The organism is Streptomyces sp. YS-3 (assembly GCF_045257485.1).
GTDB lineage: Bacteria > Actinomycetota > Actinomycetes > Streptomycetales > Streptomycetaceae > Streptomyces.
The window spans coordinates 1-26,785 of sequence record NZ_JBJHPC010000033.1 but is presented as its reverse complement, the minus strand read 5'-3'; the positions used below and the strand labels follow the sequence as shown (position 1 = coordinate 26,785).

The window sequence follows — 26,785 nt, the reverse complement described above, 5'->3', positions numbered from 1 at the left end:
CCGCCCCCGCACCCCGCCGCAGTGGCACGATGACGCGGTGACCCAAGCACGGCAGCACGACAGTCATACGCCCCACCGGGCCTCGATCCAGGTGGTCGCCCACCGCGGCGCCTCCGAGGACGCGCCCGAGCACACCCTCGCCGCGTACATGAAGGCGATCGAGGACGGCGCGGACGCCCTTGAGTGCGACGTCCGGCTCACCGCCGACGGCCATCTCGTCTGCGTCCACGACCGCCGCGTCAACCGGACCTCCAACGGCCGCGGTGCCGTCTCCGCGCTGGAGCTCTCCGAGCTCTCGGCCCTCGACTTCGGCTCCTGGAAGGACAGCGAGGAGAGCCCGGACTGGGGCGACCCGTCCTTCACCTCCGTCCTGACCCTGGAACGGCTCCTCTCGCTGGTCGCGGACGCCGGCCGGCGCGTCGAGCTGGCCATCGAGACCAAGCACCCCACCCGCTGGGCCGGGCAGGTCGAGGAGCGGCTGCTCCACCTGCTCAAGCGGTTCGGGCTGGCGGACCCGCCGCCCGACGGCGAGACCTCGCCGGTACGGATCATGAGCTTCTCCGCGCGCTCCCTGCACCGTGTCGCCGCCGCCTCGCCGGACATCCCGACCGTCTACCTGATGCAGTTCCTGTCACCCCGGCTGCGCGACGGACGGCTGCCCGCGGGCGCGCGGATCGCGGGTCCCGGGATGCGGATCGTCCGCAACCACCCGGGCTACATCGACCGGTTGCACGCGGCCGGCCACCAGGTCCACGTCTGGACGGTGAACGACCCGGAGGACGTCGAACTGTGCGTACGCCTCGGGGTCGAGGCCATCATCACCAACCGTCCGAAGCAGGTGCTGCACCAGTTGGGCCGCCTCTGAGCCTCTGAGCCTCTGAGACAGTCGCCGGAGTTCCCGGAGGCCGATGAGGCTGCTGAGGTCACTGAGGCTTCTGGAAGCGCCACTTCCGTGGCCTGCCTCCCCACCCGTGTCATCAGTCATACCGGTGACAGGGAGTGCACCGGCGCGTTCGGTCCGTGTTCGGGCGTGACGAGTGCGTCACCGGACGCCGGTTGGCCGGTTTCCGGTCCAGTCCATTGGGGCATTCACACCGTGGCGTGGGGTGAAGGAGGTCTCGGGGGTGGCGTTGGTGGTGGCACAGGAGGTGCCCACGTCGTCGAGCATGGCCGTGCCCCACGGCCCTGCGGGCGTGGGCAAGGCACGACACCGGATGCGCGAGCAGCTGCTCGGCAGCGGAGTGTCCGAGCCGGTCGTGGACGATGCCGTTCTGGTCCTTTCCGAACTGCTCAGCAACGCCTGCCGGCACGGCAGACCGCTGGGGCGCGCGGACGTGGGCGACGGGGACGTCCGGGCCGCCTGGCAGGTCGACAAGGCGGGGCGGCTGACGGTCGAGGTGACCGACGGCGGCGGACCGACCCGTCCGATTCCGGCCACGCCTTCCGTCACCGCGCGTGGGGGCCGCGGTCTGAACATCATCAGCGCGCTCGCCCAGGACTGGGGCGTACGCGACAGCGCGTCCGGCGAGGTCACCGTGTGGGTGATCATCACCGCCGGGTACGACCGTGTGCAGGGGTGCGACACCAGTCGCGGTCCCTCCCCGGAGGACTTCGTCGCGCGCGTGGCGCTGCCGAGCCTGGAGTTCGCGGACGTCTTCGACGAACTGGACTGAGCAGTCCGGCCGAGGGGGGCGGGTCGAGCACCGTCGTCCGGTGGCTGGATCGGGGGGAAGTTCCCGGGCCCCGTGGGCGATCCGGACCGGGACGGAGCCGTACGGGGTTCCCTGATCCCCACACCGCTCGCACGCCGCTCGCACGCCGCTCCCGCACCGCTCCCCGCGACTTGCACCGAGCCGTACGCCGTATCCCGACCGGTACGACTAGGCTCGCGCCCGACACAGCGACACCGCACCACCGCAGTCGGGAGAGCCACACCATGGCCAAGAAGCGCCCCCAGACGAAGGCCGCAGCGCCACAGCGCAAGAACGGGGCCGGCGCCGCAGGCACTGATGTCGAGGTTCCGGTCGTCGGAGCCCGCGAGCCCTGCCCGTGCGGCTCCGGCCGCCGCTACAAGGCCTGCCACGGCCGGGCCGCCTCGCACGCCGTGACCGAGCTGGTCCAGCGCCCGTTCGAGGGCCTGACGGGCGAGTGCGACTGGGTCGCGCTGCGCGAGCTGGTGCCGGCCGCGACCGTCGAACTCACCCTGAAGGACGGGCTGCCCGAGGGCGTGCCGTCGGTGACGCTCGCGACCGTGCTGCCCATGGCGTGGCCCGCGCTGCGCCGCGACGACGGCTCGGTGCTGCTCGGCCTGCAGAACGACACGCCGTCCGGCGACATCAGCCGCGACCTCGCGGACACGCTCACGCGCGCGTTGACGGCGGAGCCGGGTACGCCGGTCGCCGCCCAGCGCGTCGACCCGCAGGGCCCCCGGCTCCAGGACCTGCTGGACCCGGCCGCCGCGTTCGAGCCCGCCGTGCACAGCGGCTTCGAGTTCTGGGTGCGGGACGAAGAAGGCACGGAGAACGCCACCCCCGAGGTGACCGCCTCCCTGGAGCGCGCCAACGCCGCCGCGATCCCGACCGTACGGCTCACGTCGGTCGACTCGTCCTACTGGTGCGAGACGCCGGAGAAGAACCACCTGCGGTGGGTCATGCCGCACCCGGAGGAGCGTCTTCTGGACGCGCTCGCCCGGCTGCACGCGGCCGGCACCTCCTCGCTCGGCGAGGGCACCCGGCTGGTGGGCTCCTTCCGCGCACACGGTCTGACGGTTCCGGTCTGGGACCTGCCGAGCGTGATGACGGCGGAGGAGTGCGAGAAGCCGGCCGCCGCGTTCGCCGAGCGGCTGGCGGCGGCGCTGGCGGACGAGGCTCCGCTCACCCCGGAGGAGCGCCGGGCTCGGGGCGGCCTCACCAACCGCCAGGTGACCCTGAGCTGAGCGTGACGGTTTCTGTCACGGGGCGGGTGACTCGCGTCACAACTCCCGGTAGTCGCAGATAAATCGGTGTCCGAATAACCGAGATCGAATTTGCGAATGACAGATCTCTTGTTACCGTTCTAAGAGCCCGGTCGCTGGTGCATCCCCCGTCGCCAGCGACCGGGCCCTTCCATTTCCTCTTCCGGTTCGCCGCCCGCGCCCACGTGGCCTTCTGTCGCTCAACGAGCCGCGGCCCCCGCCGAGTTGACCGCCCCGCCGTCGGGCGCATTGGACCCGGAGCGCAGCAGAAGAGGCGCGTCCTCACTTGTTCCGGCGAACTCCGCGACCGCCGAGTACGCGCCAGGTTTTCCCCTCGCCGGCTCCCTCGGGGTCTCGCATACTTCCGGCTGATCTCCCGTACCGACCGGACAGTTCATCTGTACGGTGTGGCCGCCCGGGCCCATCAGGGTGAGCACTGAGCGCAACCGTCCGCCCGTGGCGTTGCGGTAGTAGGTGCGGGCCCAGGCGTCGCGCGCCTCGGTCAGCACACAGGTCTGCGCCTCGATGCCGTCGGGCGAGACGAGTTCCGGCCCGCAGTGGGCGGCCGGCTCGGCGGGGCCGCCCGCCACGCGCGCGTGGGGCGCCTGTTTCGCATCCTCCGGCACGGACCTCGGACCGGCGCCGGACTCGGAATCGGAACCCGTGGAGCCGGGCGCCGTCTCGTCCCGGACGCGGGGATCGGCATGGGTGGCGTCGGACGGGGCGGGATCGCCGCCCGCCGACCCGGCGCCCGCCGGTTCCGGCTCTTCGACCGGACCGGCCGAAGCCGCCAGCGGCAGCAGCACCGCGAACACCACCACGGCCCCGATACCGATCATGCGGAGGTTCACGGCGGCCCACCCATCCCATGTAATTCCTGCGGTGGGCCGAAGATAGCGACGGAAAGCGGGCGCCCGGTCGCCCGCACGCCCGTTTCCCGTACATCTGGGGCGCTCTCGCACCCGAACGAGTGACACCGGGTCCCGACGGGAACTCGGCGGCCGTCCTGTTCGCTGTCCTGGTACGGGGACCGGGCGACCGGCTCAGTACGCGAGCCGGGACCCGCCGTCCGGTGCGCTGGTCGCCGCCGTGACCAGCGCGTCCACCACCGCCTCCACATCCGGCAGCCAGGGCCTCGCCGACCCCGGCAGCGGGGCCCGCTCCCAGCGCACCTGCCCCTTGCCCGTCTCGGACGGGGGCAGCACCAGATATCCGCCCTCTCCGTGGAAGCGGAGTGAACTGGGCACCCAGTCCTTGGAGTAGAGGAGGTCACCCAGCCGTTCCAGCGAGTAAGGAGCGACCAGCAGCGACCACCGGGTGGGTGTCGCCACCACCGGGCCGAGCCGGATGCCCATCTCGTCGAAGACGGAGAGCGCCCGCGCCCCGGCGACGGCCGGGAGGCTCACCGCGCACGGCGCCGTGCCGCCCGTGGCGAGGAGCACCGGTGCGGCCGGGCGGTTGGTCCACCACCAGCGCACCAGACGTTCGTCGGTCGAGGCCGCCAGGAGACCGGGGTCGAAGGGGTGCGCCCCCGGGACGGCGCAATCGGGGTCGGGACAGGCACAGCCGCGGGCCCGGTCGCCGCGGCCTTTGGCCGTCGTGAGTCCCACACCTGGGAGTACGGGCCATTTCCACTCGGTCGCGCAGGTCAGCGCGGCGCCAAGCCGAGCAGCCGTTTCACTGCGCCGGAACCGGAGCCTGCGTCGCCTTCCGAGGATCTCGCGCATGAGCGCTCGTTCCTTTCCGTTGAACGCCGAGGTCCACATCACACCATGTGTGCATCACTTCACTGCGCGTACATGATCTTTGAGCTCTGCGAGCCTGCGGTACGGGTAACCCGTCAGGACCGAGCGGGGGCTGTGACCATTAAAAGCATGGCGAGGGGTGGCGTGCGCGTGGCGCTTGCCGTCCCTTGTGCAAAAAACCCCGCCACTCGGGGAGGGGGCGCGGCCGTCGGTTGCTAAGACGCCCTGGCCCGCCGGCAGGTTCCGGGACACCGTCAACTGCCCCTGGCCATCACCGAGTACGTACCCAACCCGCTCGATATGACGCGCTCTTGAACGCCCTCAGTCGACCCCAGAGATGGGCCATGGGGGGCAATTTTCCGCCAAGTTGAACACCCCCTGGACACCAATAATCTCGCCATGACAATGCTGGACATCCCCTTACTTGTGCGTGTACATCTGGATGCATTGATGGCGGCGCAGATTGACATGGGGGTTTGCGATGCTATTGAGCGAAACCGACCGGTCGGAAAGCCGACTGCCATGAGCGCCCCGCACCTGCCGAAAGTGGCTGGAATCGATCCATCAGTTCCGCCTCCCGCGCACACTCCCGCGCCTCTGCCCACATCCGCCCCCGTCACCACCGCAGCCCCTGGCGCAGTGATCCAGGACCGGCTGGCCGGGTGGGTCTCCGACCTGACCACGCTGCACGAGCTGACCGAGCGCCTCGCCCGCACCTCGCTGCTCGACGACGCCCTCGACGAACTGCTGCGCGCCGGTGCCGCGCTGGTCGGCGCACGCCGCGGCCTGGTCGTCCTGGAGCCCGCCGACGGACTCGGCCCGGCCGTCACCACCGGTCTCGGTCTCGCCCACGCCGACCTCGGTCACATCGAGACCGTCCCGCGCAGCGCCACTCCGTACGGCAGGATCCTCGACGGTCTCCCCGGCGCCGACGGCGGCTCGGACCTGGTCGGCGAGGCGGGCGGCGGCCCCGACCCGCGCCATCGCGAGGTGGCCGCCCGGCTCGGCTACGCGGCCAGTTACACGCTCCCCCTCACCACCGACGCGGGCGTCCGCCTCGGCGCGGTGGTGTGGCTCTACGACGAGCCCGCCGAGCCGGCCGAGCGCCGTCGCCATCTCATCGGGCTCTATCTGGGCCAGGCCGCCGAGCACGTCGACCGGCTGGTCGAGCTGGACCGCGCGCGCACCCGGCTCGCCACCGTCACCGAGGAGCTGCTGCCCAGCAGGCTCCCCCGGGTGACCCGGGTGCAGCTCGCCGCCCGCCACCGCACCGGGCCGCACGGCGGCGGCGACTGGTACGACGCGCTGGCGCTGCCCGAGGGCGCGCTCGGCCTCGCGGTCGGCTCCGTCACCGGGTCCGGTCCGAGCGCCGTCGCCGCCATGGGCGGGCTGCGGGCCAGCCTGCGGGCGTACGCGGTGATGGAGGGCGAGGACCCGGTCGCCGTCCTCTCCGACCTGGAACTGCTGCTGCGGCTGACCGAGCCGGCCCGCTCGGCGACCGCCCTCTTCGCGTACTGCGAGCCCGCGCGCCGCAAGATCGTGCTCGCCGGGGCCGGACACACACCGCCGCTGATCGTCGGCGAGCGCCGTACCGAGTACGTGGAGACCTCGCTCTCCGCGCCGCTGGGGATGCTCGCGTGCTGGGAGGCACCGAGCGTGGAGATCGAGCCCGCGCCCGGAGAAACGGTGCTGCTGTACACCGACGGGCTGCTCCACCGCACCGGCGACCCGATGGACCGGGCCTTCGCCCGCCTCCACGCCGCCGCCGCGAGCGTCCCCAGGGCCGCCCGCGAGGACCCGGGCGCAATCGCCGACCATGTGCTGCGGACCGTGCTGCCGGACGGGCTCGACGCCTCGGGCGGCGCCGAGGACGTGGTGCTGCTCGCGGCCCGGTTCGCGTAGCGGTCGCCTACGGGGTGTAACAGGTCCTAGGGCCCTGGACCCTTTTCCACCCGCCCGTACGATGGACGGAGGTCCAATGTCGTACTAAGTGGAGGCAGACCGTGGCCGAGCAGCTCACCCCGGAGACCCCGGAAGAGTCGGAAGAGCAGCCGATCAAGCAGCGCAAGAACGGCCTGTACCCGGGCGTGTCCGACGAGCTGGCCGAGAACATGAAGTCCGGCTGGGCCGACACCGAGCTCCACGGACTGGAGCCGATCGCCCAGGCCGCGCACACCGCCGACCGCCGCACCGCGCTGTCCGCGCGCTTCCCCGGCGAGCGCCTGGTGATCCCCGCGGGCAACCTGAAGACCCGCTCGAACGACACCGAGTACAGCTTCCGGGCCTCCACCGAATACGCGTACCTCACCGGCGACCAGACCCAGGACGGTGTGCTGGTCCTGGAGCCCAGGGGCGACGGGCACGAGGCGACCGTCTATCTGCTGCCGCGCTCCGACCGGGAGAACGGGGAGTTCTGGCTGGACGGCCAGGGCGAGCTGTGGGTGGGCCGGCGCCACTCGCTGAGCGAGGCCGAGCAGCTGCTCGGCATCCCGGCCAAGGACGTGCGCGAGCTGGCCGCCGCGCTCAAGGAGGCCACCGGCCCGGTCCGCGCCGTCCGCGGCCACGACGCCGGCATCGAGGCGGCGCTCGCCGACAAGGTCACCGCCGAGCGCGACGAGGAACTGCGGGTGTACCTGTCGGAGGCGCGCCTGGTGAAGGACGCCTTCGAGGTCGCCGAGCTGCGCAAGGCCTGCGAGGCCACCGCGCGCGGCTTCGAGGACGTCGTCAAGGTGCTCGACAAGGCCGAGGCGACCAGCGAGCGCTACATCGAGGGAACGTTCTTCCTGCGCGCTCGCGTCGAGGGCAACGACATCGGCTACGGCTCGATCTGCGCGGCCGGGCCGCACGCCACCACCCTGCACTGGGTGCGCAACGACGGCGCCGTGCGCGCGGGCGAGCTGCTCCTGCTCGACGCCGGTGTCGAGACCAACGAGCTGTACACCGCCGACGTGACGCGCACGCTGCCGATCAACGGCACGTTCTCGCCGCTCCAGCGGAAGATCTACGACGCGGTGTACGAGGCCCAGGAGGCCGGTATCGCCGCGGTCAGGCCGGGCGCCCCCTACCGCGCCTTCCACGACGCCGCCCAGCGCGTCCTGGCCGAGAAGCTCGTCGAGTGGGGCCTGTGCGGTGACCTGGACGTGGAGAAGGTCCTGGAGCTCGGTCTCCAGCGCCGCTGGACCCTGCACGGCACCGGCCACATGCTCGGGATGGACGTCCACGACTGCGCCGCCGCGCGCACCGAGACGTACGTCGCGGGCGACCTGGAGCCCGGTATGTGCCTGACCGTCGAGCCGGGGCTGTACTTCCAGGCCGACGACCTGACCGTGCCCGAGGAGTACCGGGGCATCGGCGTGCGGATCGAGGACGACATCCTCGTGACCGAGGACGGCAACGAGAACCTGTCCGCCTCGCTGCCCCGCCGGTCCGACGAGGTCGAGGCGTGGATGGCCCGCGTCAAGCAGGGCTGACCGCCCGGAGCCCTACTACGTACGTAGTACGCGCGAGCGCGCTCCCGCGCCGGTCCTGCGTATACGTGCGTGTCGCGGCTCAACCGGCCGCTCCCCGTGCGCGGGGAGCGGCCGTTCCGCGTCCACCGCCGCCGGGGCGAGCTCACGAGGCGTGGAGGAGGGCACCTTCACGCCATTTCAGGATCTTGTCGAAGCTCACCACGGCGCCTCTGCCCGGCCGGTTGCCGAAGTGGACGTGGTCGGCGAGCTGTTCGATCAGGCAGAGCCCTCTGCCGTGCTCCGCCATGGTGGCGCCCAACGTGCTGTTCATCCGTGCTGCGGTGCGACGGCCTCGTCGTACGGGAAAGCCCGGCCCCGAGTCGGCGACCTCGATACGGCATTTCTCGCCATCCAGATACGCGGTCACCCGGTACGCCGCCGAGGTGCCGGATCCTTCGTCCCCTCCATGTTCGACCGCGTTCGCACACGCTTCGCCGAGTGCGACCGAGAGGTCGTAGGAGATGTCCGGATCGACGCCCGCGGTCTCCATGGTGCCGAGCAGTAGACGACGTGCGAGCGGGACGCTCGCGGCCTCGCGCCGCAAATGGAGTGACCACCAGATGCTCATGCTCCGGCCTCCTGGTTGCGGCTCGACATACCCCTACGTATTGCCGCAACCCCCGCTCCGTAAGCACGGACTTGACGGGATAGCGCTCATTCGGCGGATGTGTGCGCTCCCGTCGCCGGTGTATGGACGCGGCACTCGCTCACCCGTCCGGTTTCCGGACACCCGGGGACGGATGTGATCATCACAGGAATACGGCACCTTGTGGACCTGCCGTACGGGGCGGACAGGGCTGGTGCGATGATGGCCCCGCCATGTCTGCCCGACACGCCCGACACACCGACGCAGGCGCCGGTCTCCGGCTGCTGAGGGCCGCGCTCTTCGCCGCGGTCTGCGTCGTGCTGTCCGCGCTCGGGCACTCCCTGGCCGCCTGCGCGACCGTCCCCTGGTGGACGCTGCTCGCCGGGTTCCTCGGGGTCTTCGCGGTCGCCGCGTCGCTCGCCGGCCGGGAGCGCGCGCTGCCGTCCATCGCGGGCGCCCTGGCCGCCGGACAGCTCGCCCTGCACTCGCTGTTCGGCGTCGGCCAGCACACGGCCGCCGTCTCCGGCGCGGGTCCCACCGGGGACGTCTCCCTGCTGCGGCTCGCCGCCAAGCTGGTCTGCGGCCCGGCCGCGACGGCCCGGCTGACGGCCTCGGACGCGCGACGGATCGTCACCGAGGCGGGCCTGCGCCCGCCTTCGGGCGCCGCCCCCACCCCGCACGACTCCATGACGGGCATGACCCAAATGCCCGGGATGACCGGTTCTGTCGCGACGCACGGCGTCCTGGCCGGACTGCTCCCCTCGCTCCCCATGCTGCTCGGTCATCTGCTGGCCGCGCTGCTGACGGGCTGGCTGCTGCGGCGCGGCGAGGCCGCGCTCTTCGCTCTGGCCCGGCTCTCCGCCCAGGCCGCCACCGCGGCGGCCGAAGGGGCCTGCGTCCGCTCGCTGCGCGCCGCGGTCGCCTTCGTACGGGCTCTGCTGGCCGGTCTGCCCGGGGCTCCCGGCCACGGCCCCGCCCTTGCGCCGGACCGTCTCGCCGCCCCCCTGCCGCCGGCCGGGGAGGCACTCCAGCACTCGGTGATCAGGCGCGGGCCGCCCTCGGCGTACGCCCTCGCAGTCTGACGCGGCCCACTTCGTCACGGAGACGACACCCGTCCCAGGAGTGGTCCGCGAGGTCCGCGCGCATCCGCGCCCCGGACCGTCGTCACCCACCTTCCTGCTGACTGGAGTGTCCCAGCCATGAACGTCTCCCGCCGTGTCGCCGTCGCCGGTGCCGTCGCCGCCTCGTCCGTACTGATGCTGGCCGGTCCGGCCTTCGCGCACGTCAGCGTGCAGCCCGAGGGCGCGGCCTCGAAGGGCGGCTACGCCGTCGTCGACTTCAAGGTGCCCAACGAGCGCGACAACGCCCAGACCGTGAAGCTGGAGGTCAGCTTCCCGGCCGACCACCCGCTGGCGTCCGTGCAGCCCGAGGCGCTGCCGGGCTGGACCGTCGAGGTCACCAAGTCCAAGCTCGACAAGCCGCTGACCGTGCACGGCAAGCAGATCAACGAGGCCGTCACCAAGGTGACCTGGAGCGGCGGCAAGATCGAGTCCGGCTACTTCCAGAAGTTCCCGCTCTCCGTCGGCCCGCTGCCCACCGACACCGACAAGCTCGTCTTCAAGGCCGTCCAGACGTACAGCAACGGCGAGGCCGTCCGCTGGATCGAGGAGCAGAAGCAGGGCGCCGAGGAGCCGGCGAACCCGGCGCCGGTGCTCACGCTCTCCGCCGCCTCCGCCGACCACCACGGCGGTGCCGCGCCCGCGTCCGACGACAAGAAGGACGACATGGCCGGGCACGACGACAAGAAGGCCGAGGCCTCCTCGGACTCCAAGGACAGCGACAGCACCGCGCGCGCCCTGGGCATCGTGGGCATCGCCATCGGCGTGCTCGGGGTGGCCTTCGCCGCGTTCGCGGTGCGCCGCCGGGCCGCTTAATCCCCCCAGGCCCCTCCCTGCGACCGGAAACTTCCCCCATGCGCACCAAGTACGTGCCGTCCGCCATCGCGTTCGCGGTGGCGGCGGCGCTCACCCTGACCGCGTGCGGCGGCAGCGACGACAAGGCCAAGAGCCCCGTCACCGATGTCTCCGCCGACACCAGCAACAAGGCCGGCACCGTGCTCGACCGGCCGTTCACCAAGCCGGACTTCGTCCTGACCGACACCCAGGGCAAGAAGTTCGACTTCCGTGAGCGGACCAAGGGCAGGCCGACCCTCATCTACTTCGGCTACACCAACTGCCCCGACGTGTGCCCGCTGACGATGAGCAACATCGCCATCGCCAAGAAGCGCCTGCCCAAGGCCGACCAGGACAAGCTCCAGGTCGTCTTCGTGACCACCGACCCCGAGCGGGACACCCCCGACTCCCTCGGCAAGTGGCTCAAGGCGCAGGACCCGTCGTTCATCGGTCTGACCGGTGACTTCCCGACCATCCAGGCCGGGGCCCGCTCGATCGGCATCGGTATCGACCCGGCGACGAAGGACAAGGACGGGAAGGTCGTGTCCATGCACGGCGCCCAGGTCATCGCCTTCTCGCCGAAGACCGACCAGGGGTACGTCCTGTACGGCGACACCGCCACCGCGGAGGACTACACCAAGGACCTGCCGAAGATCATTCTTGGAGAGAACCCGTGAACCGCCGCACCACCCTCGCCGCCGCGACAGCCCTGACCGCGGGCCTCGCGCTGGCGGGCTGCTCGTCGAGCAGTTCCGACGCCGAGCCCGAGCTGAAGATCGGCCAGGCGTTCATGCCCGAGCCGGTCAACGCGGACATGGCCGGCGGCTTCCTCGTCGTGAAGAACGAGGGCAAGGCCGCCGACAAGCTCACCAAGGTCACCAGCCCCCTCGCCGACGACGTCACGATCCACGAGACGAAGAACCAGAAGATGCGGGAGGTGAAGTCCTTCGACATCCCGGCCGGCGGCGAGCTGGACCTCGAACGCGGTGGCAGCCACATCATGTTCATGGGTCTGAAGAAGAAGCCGAAGCAGGGCGAGAAGGTCTCCATCGAGCTGCACTTCGAGAAGGCCGGCCTGGTCAAGGCCGAACTGCCGGTCAAGGAAACCACCTACAACCCGAAGCACCACTGAGGGATGAGGGACTGAACAGACGATGACGGCCACCGCCCCACGCTTCGGAACCGCCCTGGCCCGGCTGATGCTCGTAGCCGCCGCCCTGCTCGGCGCGGTGTTCGCGACCGCGGCCCCCGCCTCGGCGCACGCCGCGGTCACCGCGACCAACCCGAAGGACGGGTCGGTGGTCGCCACCGCCCCCAAGGACGTCGACATCACGTTCTCCGAGCAGGTCGCCATGGACGACAAGTCCATCCGGGTCCTCGACCCGACCGGCAAGCGCGCCGACACCGGCGAACTGCTCAACCTGTGCAGCGGCTCCGTCGTGAAGTACGGAGTGACCCTGCGCGAAGGAGTGCCCAAGGGCACCTACACGGTGGCCTGGCAGGCCGTCTCGGCGGACAGTCATCCGGTCGCGGGCGCCTTCACGTTCTCCATCGGCGCCCCCTCCGCGACCAGCGTCTCGCTGTCCTCCCCGGACGTCGGCGGCGGTCTGGTGGGCGCGCTGTACGACACCATGCGCTACGCCGCGTACGCCGGTTTCATCCTCTTCACCGGCGGCGGCGCCTTCGTCCTCGCCTGCTGGCAGCGCGGCGCCTCGGTGCGCCCGGTGCAGCGCCTCGTCGTCGGCGGCTGGCTGACGATGACCGCCGCCACCATCGCGCTGCTGCTCCTGCGCACCCCCTATACCGGCTCCGGGCAGCTCTCGGACGCCTTCGACCTCGACGGGCTCAAGGCGGTCCTGCAGACCAAGTCGGGTGCCGCGCTCAGCTCCCGGCTGCTGCTGCTGAGCGCCGCCGCGCTCTTCATCTCCGTACTGTTCGGGGCCTTCGCCAAGCGCGAGGACGAGGAGAAGAAGGACCTGACCTTCGGGCTCGCCGTCGGCGGGTTCGTGGTGGCCGCCGGCATCGCCGCCACCTGGGCGCTCGCCGAGCACGCCTCGACCGGCATCCAGACCGCGCTGGCGATGCCCGTCGCGGTGGTGCACCTGCTGTCCATGGCGACCTGGCTGGGCGGGCTCGCGACCCTCCTTGTGGCGCTGCACCTGACGCCCGCGGTGGAGCGGTCGGCGGTCCGGCGGTTCTCCCGGATCGCGTTCTGGAGCGTGTGCGTCCTGGTGGCGACCGGCCTCTACCAGGCGTGGCGGCAGGTCGGCTCCTGGTCCGCGCTGACCGGGACCGGCTACGGCCAGCTGCTGCTCGTCAAGGGCGGGCTGATCGCGGTACTGCTGTCCGCCGCGTACGTCTCGCGCCGCTGGACCGGGCAGCTCACCGAGCACGCGGCCCCCGAGGCCGAGGCGGCCACGGTCGTCGAGGAGCTGGCCGGGTCCGCCGAGGAGCCCGAGCCGGTCAGCGTGCCGGACGACGCCACGGGCCCGGCCGACCGCAAGCGCGCCCAGCAGCTGGCCCGTCAGCGGGCGGCCATCACGGTGGCGCGCGAGAAGCGCATCCGCGACGCCGACCCGCAGCGCTCGGGGCTGCGGCGCTCGGTGCTCACCGAGGCCGGGGTCGCGGTGGCAGTGCTCGCCGTGGCGACGATCCTGTCGTCGACCGAGCCGGGGCGGACGCAGGAGGCCGCTGCCGCCGCCCAGACGACGACCCAGGTGGCCGTGCCCGACCGGCCGATCAGCGTCCGTATCCCCTTCGACACCGGTGGCAGGAACGGCAAGGGCACGGTCCGCCTCACCCTGGACCCGGGCCGCACCGGTGCCAACGAGCTGCATGTGTGGACGGACGACGCCGAGGCCAAGCCGCTGGACGCGGCCGAGGTGAAGGTCGCGTTCACCCTCACGGCCAAGGCGATCGGCCCACTGCCCGTCGCGCCCGAGCGCATCACCCGGGGACACTGGAGCGCGAGCGCTGTGCAGCTCCCGATGGCGGGCGACTGGAAGGTGTCCGTGACCGTGCGGACCTCCGACATCGACCAGGTCACCGTCGACAAGAACATCAAGATCGGCTGAGTACGGAACACATGACCGACCACATGACCGACTCCGTGTCGGACCAGATCGACGACCGCGTCCGGAGCACCGACGCTCCCGCCGAGATGACCCGCCGGCGCCTGCTCGGCACGGTGGGCGCGGCGGGTGCGGCCGGTGTCGCGCTGGGCGCCACGGGCGGCGCGCTCGTCCACGCCGCGGTCGAGTCGGACGGGTCGCAGGGCCCCGCGCTGTCCTCGGTCGGTGCCGCCGAGGTCGCGTTTCACGTGAAACATCAAGCGGGGATCGCCACTCCGGTTCAGGCGTGCGGCCATCTGATCGCCTTCGACCTCGCCCCCGGCGCCGGACGCAAGGAGGCGGCGGCGCTGCTGCGGCGCTGGTCGGCGACGGCGAAGGCGCTGATGGCGGGCGAGGCGACGGGCGCCGACACCGGGATCGCGCTGGACGCCGGCCCTTCCTCGCTCACGGTCACCTTCGGCTTCGGCCGTACCTTCTTCGACCGTACGGGCCTGGTGGCGCAGCGCCCGGCCGAGCTGGACCCGCTGCCGGACTTCTCCTCCGACCGGCTGGACGCCAAGCGCTCCAACGGCGATCTGTGGGTGCAGATCGGCGCGGACGACGCCCTGGTGGCCTTCCACGCCCTGCGCGCGCTCCAGAAGGACGCGGGCGCGGCGGCCCGGGTGCGCTGGCAGATGAACGGCTTCAACCGGACGCCGGGCGCCACGGCGAAGCCGATGACGGCCCGCAATCTGATGGGCCAGATCGACGGCACCGGCAACCCGAAGCCCTCCGACCCGGACTTCGAGAAGCGGATCTTCGTCCCGGACAGCGGCAAGCCGGCCTGGATGGCGAACGGCTCGTACGCGGTGGTGCGCCGGATCAGGATGCTGCTCGACGACTGGGAGAAGGTGCCGCTCGCCCAGCAGGAGCAGGTGATCGGCCGCAGGAAGGCGGACGGCGCCCCTCTTTCGGGGGGTACCGAGACCACCGCGATGCAGCTCGACAAGTTCGGCCCGGACGGCAAGCTCGTCATCCCGGACAACGCGCACGCCCGTATCTCCGCCCCGGAGCAGAACGGCGGCGCGGCGATGCTGCGGCGCGCCTTCTCGTACCACGACGGGATCTCGGCGGACGGCGTACCGGACGCGGGCCTGCTGTTCATCGCCTGGCAGGCCGATCCGCTGCGCGGCTTCGTCCCCGTACAGCGCAAGCTCGACCGGGGCGACGCGCTGTCGGCGTTCATCCGGCACGAGGCGAGCGGCCTGTTCGCGGTGCCCGGCGGCCCGCGCGCGGGCGAGTACGTGGGCCAGCTGCTGCTGGAGTCCTGACCTCATCGGAGGGCCCTCACCGGTGACGGCGGGCCATTAGGGTGACGAGTATGTCCGCCACGCGATACACCTATCTGGGTCCCGAAGGCACCTTCACCGAGGCCGCCCTGCGCACGCTGCCGGAGGCGGCGACCCGTGAGCTGGTCCCGATGGTGTCCGTGCCCGCCGCGCTCGACGCGGTGCGCAACGGGGAGGCCGCCGCCGCGCTCGTGCCGATCGAGAACTCGGTGGAGGGCGGGGTCACCGCGACCCTGGACGAGCTGGCCTCGGGCGAGCCGCTGATGATCTACCGCGAGGTGCTGCTGCCGATCGCGTTCGCGCTGCTGGTGCGGCCGGGGACGAAGCTGTCCGACATCAAGACGGTGACCGGGCACCCGGTGGCCCAGCCGCAGGTGCGCAACTGGCTGCGCACGCATCTGCCCGAGGCGCTGTGGGAGTCGGCCGCCTCCAACGCGGACGGCGCCCGCCTGGTCCAGGAGGGCCGGTTCGACGCGGCGTTCGCGGGCGAGTTCGCCGCCGCGACGTACGGTCTGGAGCCGCTGGTCACCGAGATCCACGACGCGGAGAACGCCGAGACCCGGTTCGTCCTGGTGGGCCGCCCGGCCCGGCCCGCGGCGCCGACCGGGGCGGACAAGACGTCGGTGGTGATCTGGCTGGGCGACGACCGTCCGGGCGCGCTGCTCGAACTGCTCCAGGAGTTCGCCGTACGCGGGGTCAACCTGATGCTCATCCAGTCCCGGCCGACCGGCGCGGGCATCGGCAACTACTGCTTCGCGGTGGACGCCGAGGGTCATATCTCGGACCGGCGCGTGGGTGAGGCGCTGATGGGGCTGAAGCGGATCTGCCCGAAGGTGCGCTTCCTCGGGTCCTACCCGCGCGCGGGGGTGGCCGTGGACAAGGTGCGGACCCTGCGGCCGGGGACCTCGGACGCCGAGTTCGTGGCGGCGGCGGAGTGGCTGGCGCGCAGCCAGGACGGCCGGGCCTGAGCCCTGCCCGGCCGGTCCTACCTGCTGATTTTCACTGTCCACAGAGTTATCCACAGGCTGTCTTCTCGACCTGTGGGTAAGTCGACAACGCAACCGGACAGAGTCGACAAATACCTCTAGCGATGACTCATCCGTCCACAGAAGTCCAGGGCGGGCGATGTCACCCCAATTCCATTGATCAACTCTTTAGAGCGAGCAATTCCCACCCGAAAGAGTGTGTGGAGAAGGATCGAACGGGGAATCCTTGGCCCCTCACCGGCGGGGAAGAGATCTTTGCCGCTGATCCACAGCGACTCCCCACAGCCTGTGGATAACTTTTCCGGCCCCCACGCCGCTGTGGACAAGTTCCTTGGGAGGCAAGGGAATCCGGTCAACCGAAGTCCGGAAAGCACCCCTTTTCAGGGAAAAGGGCGAGCTTTATTGACGCCCCCCTGAATTTCTCCATCAGATTTCCCAATACGGTCAATTCGGGCAAACCGACACGCGGAACGGGTGTGGCGGGGATATCCGGTGGGGTGCCAGGGATCCGCACCGGTAGCCTTGAGGGGTGATTGACCTTCGCCTGCTCCGTGAGGACCCCGACCGTGTTCGCGCCTCCCAGCGCGCCCGTGGAGAGGACGTCGCGCTCGTCGACGCCCTGCTCTCAGCCGACGAGCGGCGCAAGTCGTCCGGCGTCCGCTTCGACGAGCTGCGCTCCGAGCAGAAGGCGCTCGGCAAGCTCATCCCCAAGGCCTCCCCCGAGGAGCGCGCCGAGCTCCTGCAGAAGGCCGAGCAGCTCAAGACCGACGTCAAGAGCGCCGAGGCCGAGCAGAACGAGGCGGACGAGGCGGCCAAGCAGCTCCTGCTCCAGCTCGGCAACATCGTCCACCAGGACGTGCCGGTCGGCGGCGAGGAGGACTTCGTCGTCCTGGAGACGCACGGCACCATCCGCGACTTCGCGGCCGAGGGCTTCGCCCCCCGCGACCACCTCGAACTCGGCGAGGCGCTCGGCGCCATCGACGTCGAGCGCGGCGCCAAGGTCTCCGGCTCGCGCTTCTACTACCTGACGGGTGTCGGCGCGCTCCTGGAGCTCGCCCTCGTCAACGCGGCGATCGCACAGGCCACCGAGGCCGGCTTCATCCCGATGCTCACCCCCGCGCTGGTCCGCCCGCGCGCCATGGAGGGCACCGGCTTCCTCGGCCAGGCCGCGGAGAACGTGTACCACCTGGAGAAGGACGACTACTACCTGGTCGGCACCTCCGAGGTCCCGCTCGCCGCGTACCACATGGACGAGATCATCGACGCGGAGAAGCTGCCGCTGCGCTACGCGGGCTTCTCGCCGTGCTTCCGCCGCGAGGCCGGTACGTACGGCAAGGACACCCGGGGCATCTTCCGCGTCCACCAGTTCGACAAGGTCGAGATGTTCTCGTACGTCCACCCCGAGGACGCCGAGAACGAGCACAAGCGGCTCCTGGACTGGGAGAAGCAGTGGCTGACCGGCCTCGAACTGCCCTTCCAGGTGATCGACGTGGCCACCGGTGACCTCGGCGCCTCGGCCTCGCGCAAGTACGACTGCGAGGCGTGGATCCCCACCCAGGGCAAGTACCGCGAGCTGACCTCGGCCTCCAACTGCGACGGCTTCCAGGCCCGCCGGCTGTCCGTGCGGATGCGCGACAACAGCGACGGCAAGAGCAAGGTCCAGCCGCTGGCCACGCTGAACGGCACGCTCTGCGCGGTGCCGCGCACGATCGTGGCGATCCTGGAGAACCACCAGCAGGCCGACGGCTCGGTGCGGGTCCCGGCCGTGCTCCGCCCGTACCTGGGTGGCCGCGAGGTGCTGGAGCCCCTCGCCAAGTGAGTACCGTCCCGGGAAAGCCCCTGCAGTACAAGCTGATCGCGACCGATCTGGACGGGACGCTGCTGCGCTCCGACGGGACGGTCTCCCAGCGCACCCGTGAGGCGCTCGCCGCGGCCACCGCGGCGGGCGCGGCCCACATCGTGGTGACCGGCCGCGCGGTGCCGTGGACCCGGCACATCCTGGACGACCTGGACTACCGGGGCCTCGCGGTGTGCGGCCAGGGCGCGCAGGTCTACCACGCGGGCGAACACCGGCTGCTCACCTCGGTGACGCTGGACCGCCAGCTGGCCGGGCTCGCGCTGTCGAAGATAGAGGCCGAGGTGGGACCGCTGGCGCTGGCCGCGAGCCGGGACGGGCTCGACGGCGAGGTGCTGGTCGGCCCCGGCTACCGGGTCCACGAGGGGCCGCTGCCGGTCGTCGCCTTCGACCAGGTCGGCGAGTTGTGGTCGGCGCCGCTGAACAAGGTCTACATCCAGCACCCGGAGCTCGGCGACGACGATCTGGCGCGGATCGCCCGCCAGGTCGTCGGCAGCCTGGTCGACGTGGTCATGGCGGGTGAGGGCGTGGTGGAGCTGCTTCCGCTGGGCCTGAGCAAGGCGACGGGACTGTCGCTGGCGGCGCGCCGGCTCGGCTGCCGCAAGACGGACACCATCGCGTTCGGCGACATGCCCAACGACATCCCGATGTTCGCCTGGGCCGAGCACGGGGTGGCCATGGCCAACGCCCACGACGAGCTGAAGGCCGTCGCCCACGAGATCACGGCGTCGAATGACGACGACGGGATCGCCGTGGTGCTGGAGCAGTTGCTGGGTCTGTGAGCCCGGGCAGGTGTCTCGGCAAGTGTCTCGGACCGGTGTAAGGGGCGTCCGCCATGGGTGGACGCCCCTTACCGATCCCCGTACCCCAAGGTGACCCGCGCCGTGGCGCGCTCGAAGCGGTCGCCCTGGGGCCCTCAACCACTGTGCACCGCACGTCCGTTCGAAGCCAGCGATTTACCTCTGGTCAGCGGCCAGCAGGCCAGCCCGATGGCCAGCGAGACGGCGTGCCCGATGTCCGTGAAGGTGCCCCCGGTCAGCAGCGGGACGCCGAAGAACGCGACCACGCACACGAGGTAGAGCCACCGCCACGGCCGCGGCAGCCGGTACACCAGCAGCCCCGCCGAGGCGGCGAGCCCGTAGCTGACCCCGATGTCCACGACATGCACCATCCGCTTGGGCACCTCGTGGTTGCGGATGCTCCACAGCACCACCTCCTGGCTGACCAGCGTGGCCGCGACATGCGCGCCCGCGACCACGAGCACCCACCGCACCGTGCCGATCCAGCGCTCCACGGGCGCGTGCACGAGCTCGAAGAGGACCAGGTACAGCAGGAACGAGGACGGGTTCTCGATCCAGAAGGCGCTGGTGAACAGCGACTGGGCGGGGTGCTTGGTGAGCTCGTGGATGTTGCTGCTGTTGCGGTGGAGGAGATAGCGCTCAAGGTCCCGGCTGGACAGCTCGATGACGATGCTGGTGAGCGCGATGACCAGCAGCCAGATGTGCGTCCCCGGTGAGGAGCGCACCCAGGCCCGCACCGGCCGGGCCGGCTCGGGGGGCCGTCGCGTGCCCGGACCGCGAAGCGTCGTCATCCCTCGATGATGGCCCGAAGCGGCCGGGGAGGGCACGGGCGGCGGAGCGGGTGGACGAACGGGCGGCGCCCGGCCGGAGACCCGCGGGGTCCTGTCCGGCCGGGCGGCGCCCGGACCTCAGCCGCTGCCGCGGCTCACTCCTCCCCGGCGAGCTTCAGCGTCCGCAGCTTCTGGCCCGCGTACCAGGTCGCCAGGACCGTGACCGCGCTCAGCAGGACGACCGCGGCGGGCAGCCCCACGTCCGAGGTGATGAAGCCGTTCGTGCCGATCCGCTCGGCGAGGGCGAGCGACCACTGCTGGACGCTGAGCGTGCGCGCGCCCGGGACCAGGTTGCCGAACAGGCTCTCCCAGACCAGCGCGTAGACCAGGCCGAAGACCACCGCGTGCCGGGTGACCGTGCCCAGGAGCAGGAAGACCGCGGCGTACGCGATCGAGGCGACCAGGGCCGCGACCGTGTAGGCGACGGCTATCTGCTGGCCGTTGCCGTTGAGGATCATTCCGGCGATGAAGGTGGGGACGGCCGAGAAGACCATGGTCACCGCGATCGCCACGATCAGTTTGGTGAAGATGATCGTCGGCCGTTTCACCGGCTTGGCCAGCAGATAGACGATCGAGCCGTCGTCGATCTCCGGCCCGATGGCTCCGGTGCCCGCGATGACGCCGATCAACGGGACCATGGTGGCCAGCGCGAAGCCGCCCAGGAGGTTGGCGGCGACCTGGTCGTCGGCGCCGCTGAAGGACCGTACCGCCGCCGCGATGACGATCAGCAGCACCGGCAGCACGCAGAGGATGGCGGCCCGGCGGCGGCCGAGCAGGGCCCGGTAGGTGAGCCGGGCGACTGTGGGGTTGTACATGACGCTCACAGCTCCTTTCAGGCCGCTACGAGGTAGGAGAAGACGGATTCGAGCGACTCGTCGGACGGTGAGACCGTCAGCAGACGGATGCCGTGCGCCTTCGCGACCTGCGGGAGCAGGGTCGTGAACCGCCCGAAGTCGACGGCCTGGACGCGCAGCGCGCCCTCCTTCAGGTCGACCTCGATCCCGGCCGTCGAGGGGTCGGCGATCAGCGCGGCGGCGAGCGCGCGGTCGTCGCTGGAGCGGATCAGATAGCGGTGCGGCCGGTCGGTCATCAGCCGGCGGATCTTGCGGAAGTCACCGCTCGCCGCGTGCCGCCCGGCCACGATCACCTCGATGTGCGCGGCGAGCTGCTCGACCTCCTCAAGGATGTGCGAGGAGAACAGGACGGTACGGCCCTCGGCGCCCATCCGCCGCAGCAGGTCCATCAGCTGCATGCGCTGGCGCGGGTCCATGCCGTTGAACGGCTCGTCGAGCAGCAGCACCGACGGCTCGTGGACCAGCGCGGACGCCATCTTCACGCGCTGGCGCATGCCCTTGCTGTACGTCTGGATCTTGCGGTCCTGCGCGTACTCCATCTCGACCGTGGCGAGCGCCCGCTGGGCCTCCTTCGCCCCCAGCCCGTGCAGTTCGGCGTTGGCGACGACGAATTCGCGCCCGGTCAGGAAGTCGTACATCGCCTCCCGCTCGGGGACGATGCCGATCTGCCGGTAGACCTCCTCGTTGCGCCAGATGGGGCGTCCGTCGAGCGTCACGCTTCCCGTCGAGGGGGCGAGGAAGCCGCCCATCATGTTGATGAGGGTGGACTTCCCGGCGCCGTTGGGGCCGAGCAGTCCGGTCACGCCGGGGCCGATCGACATGGTGACGTCGTTGACGGCCACCACGTTGCCGAACCAGCGGGACGTGTGGTCGATGTCGATGGTCGTCACAGCCCGACCTTCCGGTAGCGGCGCATCAGGACGGCGTAGGAGCCGGCGATCAGCGCGAGGACGACGAGCAGATAGACCGCGCCGGCCCCGGCGCCCGGTCCCTCGCGGCCCGGGAAGGCCGAGGTCGCGCCGAGGAAGGCGGTCTGCACCCCGTCGATGAGCGTGATGGGGGAGAAGAGCCCGAACCACTTGATGGCCCCGGTCGACTGCTGGTCGAAGGCGACACCCTGGATCGCGGAGACCGCCCCGTAGGAGATGGTCAGCACCGCGATGACGGCCGCGACACCGAAGCCGCGGCGCGGGGTGAGCGCCGAGACCACCAGGCCGATACCGGCGAACAGCAGCGAGAGCAGTGCCACGGAGACCAGTCCTTGTGCGAACCCCTTGGTCTGGTCCGCGAAGTCGAGTTTGGCGAGCAGCGCGCCCACGTAGAGAACGACGAGCGGCGCCGCCGTGAGGATGAACAGCGCCGAGGCCATGGCCGCGAACTTGGCCAGTACGTAATCCACGCGCTCGATGGGGCGCGAGAAGTACAGCGGCACGGTCCGGAAGCGCAGGTCGCGCGAGACGGTCTGGGGGGCCTGCGCGGCGATGAACAGGCCGATGACGGCCTGCATCAGGATCGCGTTGCGCGTGTAGTCCACCGGAAGGTCTTTGGCCTTGGTGGCGACGGCGACCGCGACCATGATGGCCGCGGGCAGGCACATCACCGCGAAGAGCAGCATCGGCAGCACCTTGGACTTGGCGCTGCGGCCCAGTCCGTACGCCCCGCGCAGCGACTGCGAGAAGAGCGAGCGCCGTGCGTACGCCCGGCCCAGGCGCGCGCCGTCGTAGCCGCGGTAGCCGATGTTGTGGATCTGGGTCTGGGCCGCCTGGTTGGGGCCCGAGCGGTTCTGGCCCGGCTGGTTCTGTGTCATCCGCGTCCCTGCGGTCTCAGCTGCCATGGCTGCCGCCTCCGTTCTGCTGTGCGGCGGCGGTCGCCCCCGCGGCGGGAGGCCGCTGATCGAACACAGCGGCGGCGCGCTCGGAGGCCGGCGCCGCGGCCTGCGCCGGGGTCTTGAAGACCTCCGCGATGTGGTGGCGGCGCTGCTCCATCCGGACGAGCCCGAGGCCGAGCCCGGCGACGGTGTCGCGCACCACGTCGTACGTCTCCTCGCCCGCCGCCTCCACGAGCAGGATGTGCCCGGCGCCGGGCAGGCCCTCCTCCACGCCCGCGTGGAGCGTGACACCGGCCGCGACGAGCGCGCCGCGCACGGCCTCGGTGCCGTCCGGGTGGGTGTCGGAGTCGGTGACCTCGACGGCGAGGGTGGTGGTGGTCTGGGTGAAGTCGCTGGTGGAGCTGGACCGCAGCAGCTTGCCGCCGTCGATGACCACCACGTGGTCGCAGGTGCGCTCCAGCTCGCCCAGGAGGTGCGAGGTGACCAGGACGGAGATGCCGAAGTCGGTGTGGATACGGCGGATCAGACCGAGCATCTCGTCGCGGCCGACCGGGTCGAGGCCGTTGGTCGGCTCGTCCAGCAGGACCAGCTGGGGGTCGTGGACGAGCGCCTGCGCGAGCTTGACGCGCTGCTTCATACCGGTCGAGTAGCCGCCGATCGGCCGGTACCGCTCCTCGTAGAGGCCGACGTGGCGCAGGGTGTCGGCGGTGCGCTCGCGGGCGGCGGTCACCGGCAGGCCCGACATCCGCGCCATGTGCACGACGAACTCGGTGGCCGAGACATCGGGCGGCAGGCAGTCGTGCTCCGGCATGTAGCCGACGCGTTCGCGGATCGTCCCGCCGCTGGTGGCCACGTCGAGTCCGAGCACCGCGGCGGTGCCCTCCGTGGCCGGGGAGAGGCCCAGGAGGATCTTGATCAACGTCGACTTGCCGGCTCCGTTGGCACCCACCAGGCCGGTCACACCGGGCCCGATGTCCAGGGAGAGCCGGTCAAGCGCGGTCACCCGGGGGAACCGCTTGCTCAGGCTTTCGGTCGCGATCACATTCACACTTCGACGGTAGTGGCGCAGGCCACACCGATCGTCAGACCAGGCGGCTGGATCGGTGTCCGACTCCAGAGGTACGTGCCCCTAGGTGCCCCCTACGCAAGAGGGACGGACATCAGGGACTCGCCGACGGACGGGTCACGGGGTTGTCCACAACGCCTCGGTCGTCCACAGGCGGGGCCGGAACCCTTGACGTAGCCGCCGGGCATTGTCACATTCATCAGTGTCAAGTTACGCACGCGTACGGCGACAGGGGTGTGGGCGCGATGCCAACGGCGGTCAGTACAGGGCCCGACACGCGGCTCGACGGGTTCAGGGAAGTGCAGCGGCTCGCCTATGAGTGCGCGGAGGCCGTCGCGGCGCAGCTCAAGCCGGGCGTGACGGAGCGCGAGGCGGCCCGGATGCAGCGGGACTGGCTGCGCGAGCGCGGGGTGCGGGACTGGTTCCATCTGCCGTTCGCCTGGTTCGGGGACCGCACGGCGTTCGTGAGCTTCCGTGTCCCGCTCCAGTTCTTCCCCACCAACCGGCGGCTGGAGGCGGGGATGCCGTTCATCCTCGACATGGCCCCGGTCCACAAGGGCTTCACGGCCGACGTCGGCTACTCGGGCTGTCTGGGCCTCAACCCGGTGCACGACCGGCTCCTCGCCGATCTGGAGGCGCACCGCGAGCTCATCCTGCGCGAGGTCCGCGAACGGCGGCCACTGCGCGAGATCTACGAGGACGTGGACCGCCTCATGGTCCGCCAGGGCTATGCCAACCGCCACCGGGCCTATCCGTTCGGCGTGATCGCCCACAAGGTCGGCCAGGTCAAGGAGCGCCGCTGGTCGCCGAACGTCTTCGGGTTCGGCACCCAGGCCCTCAAGGGCCTGGCGAGCGACGCCCTGCACGGCCACCGCGACGGCTGGTCGCCGCTGTGGAGCCCCTACAAGTTCTCCGACCACCCGCCCCGGCCGGGGCTGTGGGCGGTCGAGCCGCACCTCGGATTCCGGGGTACGGGCGCGAAGTTCGAGGAGATCCTGGTCGTCACCGACTCCAAGGACCCCGAACGGAGCGCGTTCTGGCTGGACGACGACCTGCCGCATGTGCGGCGCTGGGCCGAGGAGAAGGCGGCGTGAGCGTGGGAGAACGGGCGGACAACGGCATGGAGGGCGCGCGCGAGCGCTGGGTGCGCACGGGAGGGATCGAGCTGTGCGTCGCCGAACTCGGCGACCCGGAGCAGCCGACCGTGGTGCTCGTCCACGGCTATCCGGACAGCAAGGAGGTGTGGTCCCAGGTCGCCGTCCGGCTGGCCGAGCGCTTCCACGTCGTGTTGTACGACGTACGGGGCCACGGCCGCTCGACCGCTCCGGTCCCGCTGCGCGGCGGCTTCACTCTGGAGAAGCTCACCGACGATTTCCTGGCGGTCGCCGACGCGGTGAGCCCGGACCGTCCGGTGCACCTGGTCGGCCACGACTGGGGGTCCGTCCAGGCCTGGGAGTTCGTCACGGTCAAGCGCACCGAGGGCCGGATCGCCTCCTTCACCTCGATGTCCGGCCCGTCCCTCGACCACTTCGGCCACTGGATCAAGAGCCGGATGACCCGGCCGACCCCGCGCCGGGTCGGCCAGCTCCTCGGCCAGGGAGCCAAGTCCTGGTACGTGTACATGCTGCACACGCCCGTGCTCCCCGAGCTCGCCTGGCGCGGCCCGCTCGGCAAGCGGTGGCCGAGGATCCTCGAACGGGTGGAGAAGGTCCCCTGCGGCGACTACCCCACGGCCTCCCTCTCCCAGGACGCGGCACACGGCGCCTGGCTCTACCGGGACAACATCCGGGCCCGGCTGCGCCGCCCCCGCGCCGACGCGTACGCGCATGTGCCGGTGCAGCTGATCACGCCGACGGGTGACGCATTCCTCTCCGAGCGGCTCTACGACGACCTGGAGCTGTGGGCCCCTCAACTGGTCCGCCGCACCCTGCCCGCCAAGCACTGGGTCCCGCGCACCCGCCCCGACCGGCTGGCCGCCTGGATCACCGAGTTCGTCACCGCCAACGAGGACGGCGTCCCGGCCAAGGACACCGTCGCCACCGGCCCGTACGCGGACCGCTTCGGCGGGCAGCTGGTCCTGGTCACCGGGGCGGCCAGCGGCATCGGCCGGGCCACCGCCTTCGCGTTCGCGGAGGCCGGGGCGAGGATCGTCGCCGTGGACCGGGACGCGGAGGGGGCGGCCCGGACCGCCGACATGTCCCGGCTCATCGGCGCCCCCGAGGCCTGGGCCGAGACGGTCGACGTCAGCGACGAGCAGGCGATGGAGAAGCTCGCCGAGCGGGTCGCCGCCGAGTACGGCATCGTCGACGTCCTGGTGAACAACGCCGGCATCGGCCTCTCCGGCTCGTTCTTCGACACCACCACCAAGGACTGGAAGAAGGTCCTCGACGTCAATCTGTGGGGCGTCATCCACGGCTGCCGGATCTTCGGCAAGCAGATGGCCGACCGCGGCCAGGGGGGCCATATCGTCAACACCGCCTCGGCCGCCGCCTACCAGCCCTCCAAGGCGCTGCCGGCCTACTCCACCACGAAGGCGGCGGTGCTGATGCTCAGCGAGTGCCTGCGCGCCGAACTCTCCGGCCAGGGCATCGGTGTCAGCGCCATCTGCCCCGGCTTCGTCAACACCAACATCACCTCCACCGCCCGCTTCGCCGGGGCCGACGAGTCCGAGGAGAAGCGCCGCCAGAAGAAGTCCGCCCGGCTGTACGGCCTGCGCAACTATCCGCCGGAGAAGGTCGCCACGGCGATCCTGCGCGCGGTGGTGCGGAACCAGGCCGTGGTGCCGGTGACGCCCGAGGCCCGCGGCGCCCATCTGCTGTCCCGCTTCGCGCCCCGCGCCCTGCGCGCGATCGCCCGGCTGGAGCCCCCGCTGTGAGCACGGAGCGCCTGGAGGACAGGGACCCGCAGCACTACGGGATCACCCCGCGGCGCGTCTCGTTCGACTGGCACGAGACCCCTCTGCACTGGATACCGGACGAGCCCACCGCCACCCATGTCATCAACGTCCTGCATCTGCTCCTTCCGGCGGGCGAGCGCTGGTTCGTGAAGGTCTTCAAGGAAGCCCTGCCGCTGGTCACCGACCCGGTGCTGCTCAAGGACGTCAAGGGCTTCATGGGCCAGGAGGCCACCCACAGCGTCCAGCACGCCCATGTCCTCGACCACCTCGCCGAGCAGCGCCTCGACACCGAGCCCTACACCCGCCATGTCGAGTTCCTCTTCGATGTCCTCCTCGGTGAGCAGCCTCCTTTCGGCGCGCCGATACCGCCCCCGGAGTGGTTGCGCTTCCGGCTCTCGCTGGTCGCCGCGATCGAGCAGTTCACGGCGGTGCTGGGGGACTGGGTGCTGCACGCCGAGGCCCTCGACCGGGCCGGTTCGGACCCGGTCATGCTCGACCTGCTGCGCTGGCACGGTGCCGAGGAGGT

25 protein-coding genes are annotated in these 26,785 nt (G+C 71.1%); 17 read left to right on the top strand and 8 right to left on the bottom strand.

Annotated features, from left to right (window positions below; genetic code table 11):
- The first annotated feature begins 37 nt into the window (after positions 1-37).
- The 3 genes from ACJA3G_RS05520 (at position 38) to ACJA3G_RS05510 (ending at position 2,935) form a co-directional block, all read left to right on the top strand.
- Complete coding sequence (locus tag ACJA3G_RS05520; RefSeq protein WP_406551732.1) at positions 38-865, top strand: glycerophosphodiester phosphodiesterase; 828 nt, start codon at positions 38-40, stop codon at positions 863-865.
- A gap of 172 nt (positions 866-1,037) precedes the next feature.
- On the top strand, positions 1,038-1,673 hold the full coding sequence (locus ACJA3G_RS05515) for an ATP-binding protein (protein ID WP_406551727.1): 636 nt from the start codon (positions 1,038-1,040) through the stop codon (positions 1,671-1,673).
- A 263-nt stretch (positions 1,674-1,936) separates the two neighbouring features.
- On the top strand, positions 1,937-2,935 hold the full coding sequence (locus ACJA3G_RS05510; RefSeq protein WP_406551726.1) for a DUF5926 family protein: 999 nt from the start codon (positions 1,937-1,939) through the stop codon (positions 2,933-2,935).
- Positions 2,936-3,153: 218 nt separating this feature from the next.
- On the opposite strand, the gene ACJA3G_RS05505 is transcribed toward ACJA3G_RS05510, so the two are convergent.
- Together ACJA3G_RS05505 and ACJA3G_RS05500 are read right to left on the bottom strand one after the other, a co-directional pair.
- Positions 3,154-3,804, bottom strand: a complete 651-nt coding sequence (locus ACJA3G_RS05505; protein WP_406551725.1) for a hypothetical protein — start codon at positions 3,802-3,804, stop codon at positions 3,154-3,156.
- Between the two features lie 192 nt (positions 3,805-3,996).
- Positions 3,997-4,680: a bifunctional DNA primase/polymerase gene (locus ACJA3G_RS05500; protein ID WP_406551724.1), complete on the bottom strand. Its 684-nt coding sequence runs from the start codon at positions 4,678-4,680 to the stop codon at positions 3,997-3,999.
- A 423-nt stretch (positions 4,681-5,103) separates the two neighbouring features.
- Between ACJA3G_RS05500 and ACJA3G_RS05495 the strand changes: the two genes are divergently transcribed.
- On the top strand, positions 5,104-6,600 hold the full coding sequence (locus ACJA3G_RS05495; RefSeq protein WP_406551731.1) for a PP2C family protein-serine/threonine phosphatase: 1,497 nt from the start codon (positions 5,104-5,106) through the stop codon (positions 6,598-6,600).
- A 101-nt stretch (positions 6,601-6,701) separates the two neighbouring features.
- The gene (locus ACJA3G_RS05490; RefSeq protein WP_406551723.1) at positions 6,702-8,168 is read left to right on the top strand and encodes an aminopeptidase P family protein; all 1,467 of its coding nucleotides are present in this window, start codon (positions 6,702-6,704) and stop codon (positions 8,166-8,168) included.
- A gap of 142 nt (positions 8,169-8,310) precedes the next feature.
- Here ACJA3G_RS05490 and ACJA3G_RS05485 read toward each other — a convergent pair whose 3' ends face one another.
- A complete protein-coding gene (locus ACJA3G_RS05485; RefSeq protein WP_406551722.1) occupies positions 8,311-8,775 on the bottom strand; it encodes an ATP-binding protein in 465 nt (154 codons plus the stop codon).
- A 251-nt stretch (positions 8,776-9,026) separates the two neighbouring features.
- Here ACJA3G_RS05485 and ACJA3G_RS05480 point away from each other — a divergent pair, with 251 nt between their 5' ends.
- The 9 genes from ACJA3G_RS05480 to ACJA3G_RS05440 all read left to right on the top strand — a co-directional run bounded on the left by ACJA3G_RS05480 (position 9,027) and on the right by ACJA3G_RS05440 (position 18,767).
- Positions 9,027-9,875 (top strand): hypothetical protein, encoded by an 849-nt coding sequence (locus tag ACJA3G_RS05480; protein ID WP_406551721.1) that lies wholly within the window; start codon positions 9,027-9,029, stop codon positions 9,873-9,875.
- Between the two features lie 117 nt (positions 9,876-9,992).
- Positions 9,993-10,727 carry a YcnI family protein gene (locus ACJA3G_RS05475; protein ID WP_406551720.1) on the top strand — a complete coding sequence of 245 codons (735 nt, stop codon included), beginning with the start codon at positions 9,993-9,995 and terminating at the stop codon, positions 10,725-10,727.
- 38 nt (positions 10,728-10,765) lie between these two features.
- Positions 10,766-11,422 (top strand): SCO family protein, encoded by a 657-nt coding sequence (locus tag ACJA3G_RS05470; RefSeq protein WP_406551719.1) that lies wholly within the window; start codon positions 10,766-10,768, stop codon positions 11,420-11,422.
- Positions 11,419-11,877 (top strand): copper chaperone PCu(A)C, encoded by a 459-nt coding sequence (locus ACJA3G_RS05465; protein ID WP_406551718.1) that lies wholly within the window; start codon positions 11,419-11,421, stop codon positions 11,875-11,877. The genes ACJA3G_RS05470 and ACJA3G_RS05465 overlap by 4 nt, the downstream gene beginning before the upstream one ends.
- A 22-nt stretch (positions 11,878-11,899) precedes the next feature.
- Positions 11,900-13,819: a copper resistance protein CopC gene (locus ACJA3G_RS05460; RefSeq protein WP_406551717.1), complete on the top strand. Its 1,920-nt coding sequence runs from the start codon at positions 11,900-11,902 to the stop codon at positions 13,817-13,819.
- A gap of 23 nt (positions 13,820-13,842) precedes the next feature.
- Positions 13,843-15,126 carry an iron uptake transporter deferrochelatase/peroxidase subunit gene (efeB, locus tag ACJA3G_RS05455; RefSeq protein ID WP_406551716.1) on the top strand — a complete coding sequence of 428 codons (1,284 nt, stop codon included), beginning with the start codon at positions 13,843-13,845 and terminating at the stop codon, positions 15,124-15,126.
- 50 nt (positions 15,127-15,176) lie between these two features.
- Positions 15,177-16,112: a prephenate dehydratase gene (pheA, locus tag ACJA3G_RS05450; protein WP_406551715.1), complete on the top strand. Its 936-nt coding sequence runs from the start codon at positions 15,177-15,179 to the stop codon at positions 16,110-16,112.
- A gap of 547 nt (positions 16,113-16,659) precedes the next feature.
- A complete protein-coding gene (gene serS / locus ACJA3G_RS05445) occupies positions 16,660-17,949 on the top strand; it encodes a serine--tRNA ligase (protein ID WP_406551714.1) in 1,290 nt (429 codons plus the stop codon).
- Positions 17,946-18,767, top strand: a complete 822-nt coding sequence (locus tag ACJA3G_RS05440) for an HAD family hydrolase (protein ID WP_406551713.1) — start codon at positions 17,946-17,948, stop codon at positions 18,765-18,767. The genes serS and ACJA3G_RS05440 overlap by 4 nt, the downstream gene beginning before the upstream one ends.
- A 134-nt stretch (positions 18,768-18,901) precedes the next feature.
- Here ACJA3G_RS05440 and ACJA3G_RS05435 read toward each other — a convergent pair whose 3' ends face one another.
- From ACJA3G_RS05435 to ACJA3G_RS05415, 5 genes are all read right to left on the bottom strand, one after another.
- A complete protein-coding gene (locus ACJA3G_RS05435) occupies positions 18,902-19,576 on the bottom strand; it encodes a rhomboid-like protein (RefSeq protein WP_406551712.1) in 675 nt (224 codons plus the stop codon).
- A 134-nt stretch (positions 19,577-19,710) separates the two neighbouring features.
- On the bottom strand, positions 19,711-20,430 hold the full coding sequence (locus tag ACJA3G_RS05430) for an ABC transporter permease (protein WP_406551711.1): 720 nt from the start codon (positions 20,428-20,430) through the stop codon (positions 19,711-19,713).
- 17 nt (positions 20,431-20,447) lie between these two features.
- Positions 20,448-21,359: an ABC transporter ATP-binding protein gene (locus ACJA3G_RS05425; RefSeq protein WP_406551710.1), complete on the bottom strand. Its 912-nt coding sequence runs from the start codon at positions 21,357-21,359 to the stop codon at positions 20,448-20,450.
- Positions 21,356-22,276, bottom strand: a complete 921-nt coding sequence (locus tag ACJA3G_RS05420; protein WP_406551730.1) for an ABC transporter permease — start codon at positions 22,274-22,276, stop codon at positions 21,356-21,358. The genes ACJA3G_RS05425 and ACJA3G_RS05420 overlap by 4 nt, the downstream gene beginning before the upstream one ends.
- Before the next feature lie 16 nt (positions 22,277-22,292).
- A complete protein-coding gene (locus ACJA3G_RS05415; RefSeq protein WP_406551729.1) occupies positions 22,293-23,339 on the bottom strand; it encodes an ABC transporter ATP-binding protein in 1,047 nt (348 codons plus the stop codon).
- Between the two features lie 269 nt (positions 23,340-23,608).
- Here ACJA3G_RS05415 and ACJA3G_RS05410 point away from each other — a divergent pair, with 269 nt between their 5' ends.
- The 3 genes from ACJA3G_RS05410 to ACJA3G_RS05400 all read left to right on the top strand — a co-directional run.
- Entirely contained in the window at positions 23,609-24,457 is an 849-nt protein-coding gene (locus ACJA3G_RS05410; protein WP_406551709.1) for a M24 family metallopeptidase, read from the top strand.
- 26 nt (positions 24,458-24,483) lie between these two features.
- Positions 24,484-26,238, top strand: coding sequence for an SDR family oxidoreductase (locus tag ACJA3G_RS05405; RefSeq protein WP_406551728.1), 1,755 nt, complete (start codon positions 24,484-24,486; stop codon positions 26,236-26,238).
- The coding region (locus ACJA3G_RS05400; protein WP_406551708.1) for a metal-dependent hydrolase at positions 26,235-26,785 on the top strand (551 nt) is incomplete at its 3' end. The genes ACJA3G_RS05405 and ACJA3G_RS05400, both read left to right, overlap by 4 nt.